The organism is Bacteroides sp. An269 (assembly GCF_002159755.1).
GTDB classification, from domain to species: domain Bacteria; phylum Bacteroidota; class Bacteroidia; order Bacteroidales; family Bacteroidaceae; genus Phocaeicola; species Phocaeicola intestinalis.
Genome location: NZ_NFJG01000007.1, coordinates 21357 through 34063, shown reverse-complemented (window position 1 = coordinate 34063; position 12707 = coordinate 21357). Strand labels below are relative to the sequence as shown.

The following is a 12707-nucleotide window of genomic DNA, read 5'->3' as shown; positions in this document are numbered from 1 at the left end:
AGGTTTGTCATTTGCGTTTTATTCCGCCTTTGGGATGTCTGCCGATTCTGTTTGAAGCGGCTTGTGCACATCTTCGGGCAAACTCAATCTCATCCTCTTTCGGGTCGCGTCCCCATTTGAGGTCTGACTGAGAGCCGCCACCACCTCCACCTGATGTCACCTCATAGGGGGATGCTATAAGGGTGAAGTAAGCCATAGCCAAGTTCTGCAAATCCTGCCAGTTGGCCAGTTCCCGGTAGTCGAACTCATCATTGAAGAAGTCAAGCACCTTGTCAGGGAGATAACGCTTGTAGGCCTTGCCGTCATAATCAAACTCCGTAGGTTGGCTGTTCGGCTTATAGGTCGTGTAGCCCTCGAATATAGGATTACTTTGCCGTATAACAGGCTGTGGCTTTTGTTGCGTACCATTGGGAACGGACGGCGTCGGTAAAACAGGCTGTTTGGTAGCAGTGCGGACTTGTTGCGCCTTGTCTTGATGCAGTTTCTCCCATGTCTGCTTGATATGTGATGCGGTCAGATTGCGCCCCTTACCAAGTTCCGATGCCTTGAATTTCGTGTTACCTTTAAGAAGCACATAACCACGAATGACATCTTTCTTATCCTTACGCAGATATAGCTCGTAACCTTTGGCGGCAAGCCGTTCCTTGTAACCGTCCCATGACCATCTGTCAAGCTCGCGCAAGGCTTCCATACAGTCGGTACTTACTTGGGGTATGTTCGTTTCATGTATGTGCATGGCTGTAGTCCATCTCCTTTGCCTTGCAATCATTTCCGCCGCCCGTTGTGCGCGCAGGTGTATGGCATGGTCATTGTTGATGTTCCCGTCCTCGTCCACGCGGCTGATGATGGCATGAAGGTGCGGTATGCCACTCTTAGATTCCTCATGCAGCCACACGGATGATTTGCTGCCTGATATGTTCGTCCTGCTGGAAACTACCTTGCCGTACTTGTCGCGGATTTCCTGAATGTCGAAAGCGGCGGCGAAATCCTGCCACAGTTGCTGCCAATCCTCCAAAGTGAAGTCCTTGGTATGCTCCATCGCCGGGCTTATCTCCATGCGGATGACATTGTTCCTGATATTCGGGTGGTTCATCGCGGCGAACTTCATTTCCGTAAAAATGCCTGTCGCGTCCATGCCTTGCGACATGAAGTTGTCACAGATACGGGTAATCCTTTCGGGGTGTTTCTTGTTTCTCGATTCACCCGACACATACAGCATCGCCCTTATACCGTGGGCTACGGCCTTTGCCTTGGCTATCATGCTCCGTCCTCCTTCGCTTCTTCATTTGTTGTCCCTGCCGGATAACTGTTGGCCGTCTGTGCGGACTGCAAGAAGTCGGTGACACGGTTCGTGACATATGCCACTTTCTCGTACCAGTCAAGCATGGTCGGCTGGTGCCGGAAAAGTTTTACCTTCTCATTGTCGCTCAAACCATGCAGGGCGTTGGCGAAGTTCACCATGTCCGTCCTGCAAGCCGCAAGCTGGCGCAAACCATCCAATTCCGCATCGGAAAGCCTCAATCTTGGCTTATAGCCGAGTGCCCTTGCACGGATGAAGTCGCTGCGGGTCATGCCGCATTGGTTGGCGGTGCTTTTGATTTGTGTAAGCTCCTGTTCCGTGACTTTGGTGACCACCACCTTGTCACGCCTTACAACAGGCTTTTCCTGTTCGGATTGCTGCTTGGAAGTATCTTCTTCATATGCCATAAACAAAAGTTCTTAAAATGGAATAATACGGTATCTACAAAAGGGATGGTGCGAGCCTGCGAGCGGCAAGGACAACGGGCTGCCAGACCGTTGCGAGAGTGTCGTGGTAATACCGTCCGAAGGCGGTAATACCTCGGCATATCTCGCAACTCAACGCTGACGCTCCACGCCATTCATCCCTTACGTTAGCCATCGGAAAGCCTTATGTGTGCCGGATGATTTGCCGGATTGGAGAACAACGGGAAAGCGGGAAATCAGCCAGTCTGCCCGTTTGCCACCATTCAGAGCGGTTCTATTCTTTCCCTTTGTTTGTGGATGAACGGATTAGAAACTACGCTGCCATCCTTTGTCATCCATTGCAGGAGGCATGGAAAAGTCATCACGGACGCAACCCTTGAACGGGAGGTGTCTATGAGTTCCAGTCTTGCCAGTTCGTCCAACAGGCGGCGGATGCGCTTCCTGCCCATATTCCATTGTGTTGAAAGCAGTTCCTCGGAATACTGCGCCTGACCGACTGAAAGCATAAGCGGTCTGTGGAAACCTTTGGCCGTACCGTCCGCAAGAGCCATCCTTGCCAAGAGGTCGCCAAACAATGTGAAGTTGCCGATTTCCCTGCCGTCATCATCCGTTGTTGTCCCGTGCAACCATTGCAATGCTCCTGCGGAGAATATGAACGCAAATGTTTCAATCCCTGTCGGGCGCAAGAAACCGTATTTTTCCTTGTCCATAAAATTTTGTTGTTATAAGTGTGATATAAATGTGATGCTTTTGCTGTAAGAGTGGAATGAAGCCGTACAAGTGTATGTACGGAATTGCCTGTTTAGTATTTCGTTGTACCCTGTACGGCTTCATCCTTTTGTGTAATGCCTAAGTGGAAAATTGTATTGCCGACAAGCAGCATCCGTCCAAAAAAGTGTTCCAATCCGAAATAAGGGAAGAAAAGGAACGGGATGCAGCCATAGACTTGTCTGATTTTACATTGGCACTTGGATTTTCCAATCTACATACAATTACTTTCCTGCGCCGCTGGTGCCAGTATTATTAGGGAACGGTTGCCCCGATGCAGGACGCTTGTCAAGTGAGGAAACGGCTCGGCTGATGTCGGTCGCGTCCACGGCGATGGAAAGCAATGACCTATTCACCGTGACTAATTGCCGCTTGTCGCAAAACTCCGACACACGTTCCAACAGTTGAAACGCACGGTTGAGCCGATGTTCCTGCGCATTGTCCGCAGTCATACGCTCGTTGTCCTTTCCGCTGTTGAGCGCAAGGCGGTCATCCGATGAAATGTTTGTTGCCGTGGCCTTGCCGTCAGCGATGGCGATGCTCACGCGCAATGCGTCCGCCTCGTAAACGCTCAGGCTTTCCAAAAACGAGCGGATGGCCAACACATCCTTTCCGCTGGTTTCACGTTTTCTACTCTCGTACTTCTTCCCTGTGGAAACGATCGAAGCTGCTCCGGCCTGTTCCAAATTTCTGTTCTCTTCCATTTTACTTTAATTTTAGTGTGAATGATAATGGTTTACTGCCTTTCGTTCATTTCCTGAATCTTGGCGGCTGCTTCCTCCTTGATTTCGTCAACGGACTTCGACTTTGCGCCACGCACCCAATCAAGCAAGGCTTTCTTCTCAAAGAAGATGAGTTTTCCCGAAGGCTTGAAATAGGGCAAGTGGTTCTCATGTGTCATCTTGTAAAGAGTGCTTTTGGCTATGCCGAGAAAGGTTGCCGCTTCCTCCAGATTCAATACATCCTTGGCCGCATAGCAAAGGTTCTCCAATCGGTTCACCCGTTCTTGGAGTTCAATAATCCTGCGTTCCTGTTCGAGGTTCATTTTCGAGTTTCTGTTTTCCGTCATAATCGTTCTATTTTATTGTCTTGTTAATCAATTTCGGTCGCAAATGTATATGGTTTGATTTGTAATTCGGATAAATTAGAATGGGATAATTGCCTGAATTATAATCATTTAATTCTTTGAAAATCAGCGATTTTATGGCATTGTACAAAGTCTGCATTGTCGCATTGTCCGGCGATTGTCCCATGTCGCATTTTTGAATAACACGTTGATTTAACATCTATTTGGAAGCACTAAAACCGGCAAACGGCTTGGACACTTCCGATGTGCATTGTACAGCGGTGAAGTTGCCATAGTGTACAAAAGCTGCAAAACAGATTTTAACAGGGCTTTTACACCCAATCGCAGAAATGGAGTACCGATATTTGATGTATCTTCTTGAAAATGCCCAATTCCTCGGAAAGTATTGTTTGACAGCATATTTGTAGTAATTTTATGGGGTTATGCTTGGTATTCACGGGACAAAATCGTACCTTTGCGTCGTGAAAAGGTATCTACGGTAAGGGATGTCCGACAAAGAGCGTTCTTGATTTTATTTTCCAGTGGTTTTGTCCCGTTTTTGTCCCGTCAGGGATTTGTATCACGATACAAAGTTTTACAATGTCGCTGAATGTCAATGTTTTGCGAATGGTAAAAGTGAGAAAAATGCGCTAACCACCAGAACGGCCCTTGTGAGCCTGTGAAGGTGGCATCGGTCAGGAACTCGTTGGTCTGGAATATCACATCGTCAATCTCCTCTTCGAGGATGTTGATGCCGAAATCGCTGAGTATGTTGTCTGCCATCAGTGCCTGGTTCTATTGTTGATAATCTCTTTGATAAACTCTATGCCTTTCGGTGTCCATGACAGATAGAAGTGGTAGAAGCAGCGCATCCTGCCTGTGACATATACCGCAATGCCCTTGTCCTGAAGGTCTTCACGCAGTTTCCACATTCCATATTCCTTGGTGATGATGCCTTCCTCTTTGAGGGTCTTCACAATCTTGCCGTAGTAACTTCCGACATATTTGTGAAGCTTTGACATTGAAACTACCTCTAAATCAGATGGCATATAATGCTCATCAACGATGGGTGTCCTGCCGATAACGCTGATTCGCTTCGGCATCCTTGACATCTCCAACTGCCACTTGCCGTTTTTCCTCTTGGCGGCATAGAGACGTAACTGTATTTTTGATATTGATTCCATAGCTATTTCTTTATTTTATGTTCTTTCGATAACAGGAATGACTCCCACGCTCTTCAGTTTCTCATAGAGGAAGCGGCGACCTTTCTGTGTCCATTTGGTGTTCATGCGCACATCCTCCGTACCGTCCTTGTGTTTAATGAGGTAGGTCTCGCTGGTCACATAACCGCAGTCCTTGTAGTCGGCATACAGAATCCACTGCTTGCCACGCTGATACTGGATGTTCATCTCCTTCAGACGTCGGTTGAAGCGGATGGACGACTCGCCATAGTCCTGTGCTATCTGTGTGACCAGGACACTGCTCTTCGTGGCAAGGATGATGTCAAGGTAACTCACCTTGTCCTTCATCTCCGTCACCTCCTGTTGCAGGTCATCCACCTTGGATCCCAACTCAACGATGCGTGTCCTTTGGTGTTCACACTCCTGTTCGACAAGCAGACGCTTTTGTCGTTCTTCCTTCAGATTGACTGCTAACCGTATCAGGAAGTCTGGCTCTGCCAATGCCTTCTCGATGGTCTGCTGTGTCATATAGGCACCATGCTTGCGGATAGAGGGGAGCACCTCCGATGTCACCCACTTGCGGAAACGTTTGGCTTCGGGTTTGCGACTGTCAAGGATGACATCATACAGTCCGTCTTCATTGATAAAGTTTGTAACCTGTTCTCTTCCAAGACTATCCGAGATGGGGTACTTTGAAAGTACATCATCCGAAAGTCGTTGTACCAACTTGCTGGTTTTTAGTCCAAGAACTCTTGCCACATCAGCCAAACAGAACAAGGGTTGCTCTGGTGTTCCTGTGGTTCGGACTGCTCCAAATTCCTCGTTGTTGAAAATCTGAATATCGTTCATATCTCTATGCTGTTTTGTGATTATTTCTTCTCTTCCCTTATTTCTATCTGTTCACACTTTCTTCACCCTCACCGCTGTTGGCATCATCGCCGTCAGTGCCTGTCGAGCTCCTCACGCCCTTCATGTTTTCCTGCCAACGGCTCTTGGCATCGCTGATGATGCTGCCTTTATGTACTACACGGTCGTTGGTGGCTGCCAAGAGGGCGGTAGTCTGGCTTTGGGTGTTGAGCTGCACAAGGTATTTCAGTAGTGTCTCGTTCTGTGTCGTCAGGTCGGCATAGATGCTAAGATACTGCCGCTTTCTCTGTGCATTGGGCATATAGGCATCCTTGGTGGCTTTCACGGCACACTGGTACATATTGTACAGTTCCTCCCACCGACGCTTGTCGTTGATGGTGCCTCCTGTAGGGATGATATGGTCTATGTTCGCCTTCATCTTGTCCAACTGACCGTTGATCTTGCTGCTTTCGGCAAGCCAGGCGAGGTCTATCTGTCGGTCGGCTACGTTCAAGGCTTCCACCTCAGCACGCTTGGTGAGGGCAGAGTCTATCTTCTCCGCATCATCTACTTGGTTGTAGAGGTTGATGCCGGCAAGAGTGCGGAAACCTAACTTGTTCTTCTCTGCCGCTGTCTTCTTATAGTTGTTATGTAACAGCCAATAATAGAACTCAGGGGTGAGAGAACCGCCACCTGTCTCCATCACCGTTATCTGGTTCTGCTTGGAGGAGTCGTGGTTGTAGGTCACGCTCTGGGCTGTGGCTTTGATGGTGGTTGCTACCGCCATGATGAGTATCATTGTCTTCTTCATGTCCGTTCTTCTTTTGTTTACAATCCGTCAATAGTCAAGTTTTCCTGCCACTTTCCATCGGCTGAAGGCATCTTCCAGTATCTCTTCCTTCGTCCTCGTCCGATACACCTTCTCCTTCCAATAGCCCATGCGCAGCTGCACATACCGCCATGTCTGGAAGTAGGCTTGGTTCAGATGTTTTTCTATCAGGTCCAACGAATTGTTGATATTGTCCAACACCATCAGCAGGTCGGAAGTTGAACAGGCTGCCGCTCCTGTGGCATACAACACGAGGTCGTTGACGCTATGGTAGAGTTGGCTTCCTTCGTTGTATATGTTGTCGATGGCTTTCTTGTTGATGCTGATGAGCATCGTGTCAGCCAGTTCGATGTGTTTCCGCTTGATGACCTTATCATTGAAGTCCTCCAACAGGTTCTTGTAGTCACTGATGCGGTCGCTCACCGTCTGGTAGGTGCTCTTCACGTTCAGCACCGTGCGCAACGACTGGTACATCACATCGATGATGTCGAAGGCCCGGGTGTATTTGTCCAAATCCACATTCAGTTCCTTGTATTTGCCCACCTCTTCACTGCTGTATTCATGCAGCAGTTGATTGCTGTACTCCAAAGTGCTGCGTGCCAGCAAGAGGCTGCGCTGCTTCTTGTGGTCGTTGATGTATGCTTCCACCGATACCGCATCGAATCCCCATTGCGCCAAGGCTGTATTGGGGAAGAGGGTAATCAGCAGGAGAGCTATGATGATGGTATGTCTCATTCTCCGTTCCTCCCTCAGTTTTCGTTCTCGTTATCTTCACCATTCCCTCTGTTAGGGTCTGCATTCTCTCTCCATCGCTCGTAGCACTCTTCAATGAGTGTCCTTCTGCGACCTTGGTCTGCGTCGATTGAAGGAAGAATGTCCTTCAGCACGTCAATGATGCTGCGCTTGTAGTGCATCATTTTTTCTAATGATACCAAGTCGGCGTAAATCTTGGTGATACGGCTATCTACTTCACGGGCTATCTCCAGACGGTCGCTCGACCAGAGCAGGTGTATTACATCGTCATTGTCGGCGGTCTGGGTTGCCTCGCTCTTGGCATATTCTGTGGTGATGCTGCACGACGGGAACTCCTGGGCTATCTCCGAGATACGGCTGTTCACCTGCCTCGTCTTCTCCTCGTCAGAGGCATTCGGGTCAAGGGTCAGCACATCCACCACCTGTGTGTCGGTGTATTCCGAGGTCAGCTCCCACGATATTTGCAGTATCGCACGGTGTATCTTGATGCCAAGGAAGTACTTGGGCTTCCTTGCAATGGACAGTGTCGCCTTGAAGGTGATAATGCCGTTGATGTTGGGCATGGTGGCAGTTCGGACGTAGGTGTAGCCGTTCCACGAACCGGCACCTTGCCACGTGAGATTGTAGGCTGACTTCACATCCTGCATGATGGCAGGGATGCGGTAGTAGTCATCGGTGGAGGTGGCATTGTCGTTAGCCGCCTCGCTCTTGGCATTCTGTATGTCTGCCAACTGCTGCTGCCATGTCGCCAATTCCTTCTTCAGGTTGTCTATCTTCGTCTTGTTGACATTATGTTGCTGCCGCAAGGCAGGGGCTTCCTCCACAGAGGCATTGGCTATCTGCGTGAGCAGGTTCCTGTTCTCTGTCTCCAACTGGCTTATCTGCGCCTCCAACAGGGCTATCTTGCTATTCGCCTCACGTTCCTTCTCGTCCAGTTCCGATAGGTCGAGATTATTTTCTGATACGCTTGTCCTCATGGCGCATTCCTTGCTGTGGGCATTGAGCGAACCGCCGCACTCACGGCACTTGTACTGCGTGCTGCCCTGTCCGAGGGTGACACCGTCCGAACAGGTGACGCTGATGGTCACGCTCTCCACGCCCTTCAGTTTGGCGGCATCGGTGGCTTGATAGTAACGGCGTGCGTCACTGCCGATGTAATAGACATAGCCCTCCTCGTTGTCGTTATACTCCGAGAGACGTGCCTGCAACTGACGCTTGAAGGTATTCAAGTCCATGCTGTAGGAGTCGAAGACATCCTCATACACCTCTTCCACGTTGTTCCAGCTCTTGGTAACGTGTATCTCGTAGGCGTAGGCCTTCTTGGTCTGCTTGCCGCCACGGCTGATGATGTACGACGACATCCAATAGTTCATCGTATAGGTGAAGCCGTCGCTCTGGGCGTTGAGCTGCTGCACACGGCTGCGGCTCCATCCGGCATGGTTCTCCGAGTTGGCCAGTATCTGCTCTCGCTGCGTGCTGTTAGGGTAGAAGTTGGGGTCGGAGGTGTTGATACGATACCAATGGTCACCGTTCAGAATACTGTTGTCATCGGTCGGCGGATAGTAGTCACAGAGGCTTACGCTGCCTTGGTCTCGTCGGGCAATGTACCAACGCTGTGTATAGTAGTTGCCCTGCGTCTCGCTCAGATAGTCTGTCATCCACGAGGTGATGTTGTAGTTGGAGAGGTCGAAGAGGGCTGCCACGTTGTCCTCGCCACCCACCAGACTAAGGAGTGTGCTGCCGATGCCGTTCTCTGCCTGTTCATAGAGGTCATGGTAGTTGTCATAGATGTCGATGATTTTACTCACCTTGCCATTGAAAAGGTCGTTGAAGGCACTCTGCTGCAAGAGTGCGCCTGATGCCCCGTTGATACCTGCCGTCGCCAACGATGCTCCCATATTGTAAAGCGTCTCGATGTCGGCGGTGAGGTTCTCCACGGTGAAGTTGCCGGGCACACTGGCGATGTCATCCAACAGCTGCTGCCAATCTACATTGCCTATCTCCGAGAGTTTGAGGATGGCGGCTATCTCTTGGTTGATTTCCAAGAACTGAATGTCGGCAAAGGTCAAGCTACTGTTGGTCACGACACTCTCAAACTGCATACACAGCGACTTTGTGTCGGCACATATCTTCATCAGGTAACTGCCCCAGTAGAGGGCGGTCTGCGGACTTTTCAGCATCATTCCTGCCACCGTCCATATCTTGGGCATAATCTTGTTCGCCACCATATTGTGGATGCGGCGGTAATAGTAGTTCTCCGTGCTACTGCTCCAAATGCCGAGGTCGGTGAATGCCTTGCGCTCCAAGAACTTGGCAGCGAAGATGCCGGCAGTGGCAACCTCTGCGGCATTGTAGTGCTTCAAGATTTCGCCCACCTGCTCGTTATAATAGCTCTCTGCCATAGCTCCAGCACCGAATGCGGCAGCCATGGCGGCAACGATCTGCTTGTCGTAGTTCACGCTGTAATACTGCGCATGAACCCTTCCCACGACAAGTGTAAGACACATATATATTATAATAAGGTATAAACGTCTCATTGCTTCACTACTTTACGTTTTTACTACTTTCAGTTTCTACTATTCCACTACTTTACTACTTGTAGTATTTACTATTGGTAGTATTCACTACTAATCGTATTTACTACTAATCGTAAATACTACCCAGCCACCGTTCCCGAAAGTTTTGCTTTCGGGCATCTGGGCTTTACGTCTATTCCGGGATTTCCGTTTCCATCAATCAGCCCCCGTGCTCGCCGTGTCAGCGGCGAGTGGCTCCATCGTCCGTCAAATTGAGCACATGCCCCGCCTCATTGACCTTCTGCGCAAATGCCAACGACTTCCCGATGCCACTGGCATCCCAATCTCTGCAATACCGCTCGATAGCCTCCTGATGTCTGCACTTCAGTTCATGCTTATAGAGTTTCAATGCCTCCTTCTCAGCTCGCTCGGTGGTGTAGGTCATATAGCACTCGTGCGGCTCCTCCACACCATACACTCCGCTCGTCGATCCACGTCGGATAAACACCTCACGGAAGAAACTTCTTCCCTCCTTGTTATCCAAGCGGTTGACAGTGAATATCTTCTTGCAATCCACATCCGTCAATCCTAATATCGCCTTGATCTCGTCGAATCGCTCACGAAATTTGCTTTGGTCGAGCAGCATCACCACGTCGGAGTTGTTGATGATGGCTTCCTTCACGATGGGACTGCCGATGATGTCCTGTATCTCCTGTGTCACTACGCCCACGCTCGCCCAGAACTTTCGGGCTGTCTTGTATAGGTACTTGATGTACTCGGCCATCAGCGGCGAGGCGATGGCTTTCCATGCCTCCTCGATGACAAGGCACTTGCGGTTCTTCTTCAGGCGCATCTTCTGCAGGAACACGTCCATGATGATGAGCGTCACGATGGGGAAGAGCTGCTTGTTCTCCTTGATGGCATCCACCTCGAAGACGATGAAGGTCTCGTCGAACAAGGTGCTATCCACGTTCTCGTTGAGAATCTTGTCGTACTTGCCGCCACGGTAGAAGTTTTGGAGCATATAGGCGAAGTTGTCGCAGTCGATGGTGGTGATGTTGTTCTCGATGCAGATCTGGTCGAGACGCTCACAGGCGAACTCATAGAATGAGTCGAAGGAGAGGGTCTTCACGCTCAATGCCATGCGCCGTTCCTCCAGTCCCTTGATGAGTTTCTCCACCTTGTCGTGTATCTGCGTCAGCTCCGTGCCGCGCCGCTTCTCCATGGTGGAGAGGTTTTTTCTCAGTGTCTCCTTCTGTGAGGAAGGATAGGGCTGCACACCGTTGAAATAGAAATCGTAATACTCCGTCACCAACTGCTCCACGACACGGAACTCCAGTTCGGGTATCTGCGTCTCCGAGCCTTTCCATATCAGCAGTATCAGGTTCTTCAGGAAGTCTATCTTCTCAATGTTCAGCTCCCGCTTGCTGATGTTGAAGGGGTTCATGGTGATGGGCTTGTCCTCCGTATAGGCGATGTACTTGCCGCCCACATACTCGCAGAGTCCCTCATACGAGTTACCCGTATCGACCATGACGATGTCGGTGTTCTGCTCCCACAACTGACGCACCACGCTGTTCATGTGGAACGACTTGCCGCTGCCCGAAGGACCCAAACAAAAAAAGTTCGAGTTGTCGGTCAGCTTCTCCTTTCCCTCCTTTCCTGTGATGTCGATGGCTACGGGCACACCTTGGCGGTCGGTATAGTATATCTTCAGCGGGGTGTCCTCATTATGCACGATGCGCTCCTTGTACATCAGACAGGTGGCGGCATCGCCGAGGGTGAGGAATCGGTCGTAGTCGGCATTCATGCCATAGCAGTTGCCGGGGAAAGAGTTGACGAACAGCTCCAACTGGTTGTAGGCCCGCTTGCTGATGTGGATGCCCATGCGCGAGAAGGAGTTTTCGAGATGGTTGGTGCATTTCTGTATGTCGGTGTCGCCGCTCACTGCCACCACGAGGTTGTAGTGGGTATAGACGAGCTGCTTGCTCTCACGGGCTATCACCTCCTGCACACGCTTGATGTCCTCTACAGCCATCAGGTTGCTGGGGTTGGGCATGGAGGCATGGCGGTTTTTCTTCTTGTCGAGTAGGGCAAGCTCACGCTTCTGGTTGGGCACGAACACCATCTGGTTGAACACCACGCAGTCGGCTCCGGGCACGCTATCGACGATGCTCACGAGATCAACGGGCATACTGGTGTTGTTCACCTCGATATTTGCGTAGGGACGGATGACCGACGGCAAGTTGGCATAATCCACATCCACAAGGCTATACACCTTGCAGCTACGGTCCCCCATGCCGATGGTCTCGTCATCGACCTTGAAGTTGGTCATCGACACCACCTTGTCACGGAAGTTCATGGAGAAGAAACGGTCCACATACTCGCAGGCTTCCGTTTTGCCGAGGAATCGGGACTTCACGCCGGCATCCCTCAGCTGGTCGTGCACCTTGCGTATCTTCACCAAGAAGTCACGCCATTTCTTGTTGTCGAACGACATCAGACGGCTCTTCTTGTTCTCCTGTGTGATGGTGAGGTAGCAGACGCTGTCGGTAAAGGGTCTGCCGTTGAAATAGCGGAAGTAACTCTCGCTCAGGAACTCATGATTTCCACCGTTCTCTTCCTTGAATGCCTTCCTCACAAACACGTCCTGCTTGTGCAGCGCATAGCCTTCGCCCAAGGTCTGGGCAAGGGCGGCGAAGAGGTGGGTGAACTCATAGTAGGCCTCGATGTTGGCGGAATACTTCTGCACAGGGTTCTCCATCTTCAGAACAGCGGAGTATTCGCCCGTCTTGGTATAGAGCACGCCGATGCCATCCACTTCCTCGATGGAGAAGTAGATGTCCTGGAAGATGCGCTTGCGCTTCCCTCCCGTGCCGAATGCCTTGACACTGATGGCCATGCCCACGCAGATGGCTGAGAATATGAGTATGATGTATAGGGTCATTGTTCTTTTTCTTTTTTAATCGCAAAAAGGCGGGCGCACCCTCATGCGTGATGCCCCCACCTCCATTCACTTACAA

General features: G+C 50.4%; 12 protein-coding genes. All 12 read right to left on the bottom strand.

The features are described from left to right. Nucleotides 1-7: 7 nt before the first annotated feature. Entirely contained in the window at nucleotides 8-1261 is a 1254-nt protein-coding gene (locus tag B5F71_RS03065; protein WP_087207609.1) for a relaxase, read from the bottom strand. Next, nucleotides 1258-1707 (bottom strand): hypothetical protein, encoded by a 450-nt coding sequence (locus tag B5F71_RS03060; RefSeq protein ID WP_206423819.1) that lies wholly within the window; start codon nucleotides 1705-1707, stop codon nucleotides 1258-1260. Before B5F71_RS03060 ends, B5F71_RS03065 begins: the two co-directional genes overlap by 4 nt. Before the next feature lie 281 nt (nucleotides 1708-1988). Further along, entirely contained in the window at nucleotides 1989-2435 is a 447-nt protein-coding gene (locus tag B5F71_RS03055; protein WP_087207607.1) for a hypothetical protein, read from the bottom strand. Between the two features lie 282 nt (nucleotides 2436-2717). Then, nucleotides 2718-3197, bottom strand: coding sequence for a hypothetical protein (locus B5F71_RS03050; protein WP_087207605.1), 480 nt, complete (start codon nucleotides 3195-3197; stop codon nucleotides 2718-2720). A 32-nt stretch (nucleotides 3198-3229) separates the two neighbouring features. Beyond that, entirely contained in the window at nucleotides 3230-3562 is a 333-nt protein-coding gene (locus B5F71_RS03045; RefSeq protein ID WP_087207603.1) for a helix-turn-helix domain-containing protein, read from the bottom strand. A 564-nt stretch (nucleotides 3563-4126) separates the two neighbouring features. Beyond that, nucleotides 4127-4342 (bottom strand): hypothetical protein, encoded by a 216-nt coding sequence (locus B5F71_RS03040; RefSeq protein WP_087207602.1) that lies wholly within the window; start codon nucleotides 4340-4342, stop codon nucleotides 4127-4129. Then, a complete protein-coding gene (locus B5F71_RS03035; protein WP_005816121.1) occupies nucleotides 4342-4743 on the bottom strand; it encodes a hypothetical protein in 402 nt (133 codons plus the stop codon). Before B5F71_RS03035 ends, B5F71_RS03040 begins: the two co-directional genes overlap by 1 nt. Before the next feature lie 15 nt (nucleotides 4744-4758). After that, the gene (locus tag B5F71_RS03030) at nucleotides 4759-5589 is read right to left on the bottom strand and encodes a phage antirepressor (protein WP_005816120.1); all 831 of its coding nucleotides are present in this window, start codon (nucleotides 5587-5589) and stop codon (nucleotides 4759-4761) included. A 43-nt stretch (nucleotides 5590-5632) separates the two neighbouring features. Next, nucleotides 5633-6397 (bottom strand): DUF5045 domain-containing protein, encoded by a 765-nt coding sequence (locus tag B5F71_RS03025; protein WP_005816119.1) that lies wholly within the window; start codon nucleotides 6395-6397, stop codon nucleotides 5633-5635. A gap of 27 nt (nucleotides 6398-6424) precedes the next feature. Then, on the bottom strand, nucleotides 6425-7150 hold the full coding sequence (locus B5F71_RS03020; RefSeq protein WP_005816118.1) for a hypothetical protein: 726 nt from the start codon (nucleotides 7148-7150) through the stop codon (nucleotides 6425-6427). 14 nt (nucleotides 7151-7164) lie between these two features. Continuing rightward, nucleotides 7165-9705: a hypothetical protein gene (locus B5F71_RS03015; protein WP_005816117.1), complete on the bottom strand. Its 2541-nt coding sequence runs from the start codon at nucleotides 9703-9705 to the stop codon at nucleotides 7165-7167. A 220-nt stretch (nucleotides 9706-9925) separates the two neighbouring features. Next, entirely contained in the window at nucleotides 9926-12631 is a 2706-nt protein-coding gene (locus tag B5F71_RS03010) for a TraG family conjugative transposon ATPase (RefSeq protein WP_008021336.1), read from the bottom strand. Between the last annotated feature and the right edge of the window lie 76 nt (nucleotides 12632-12707).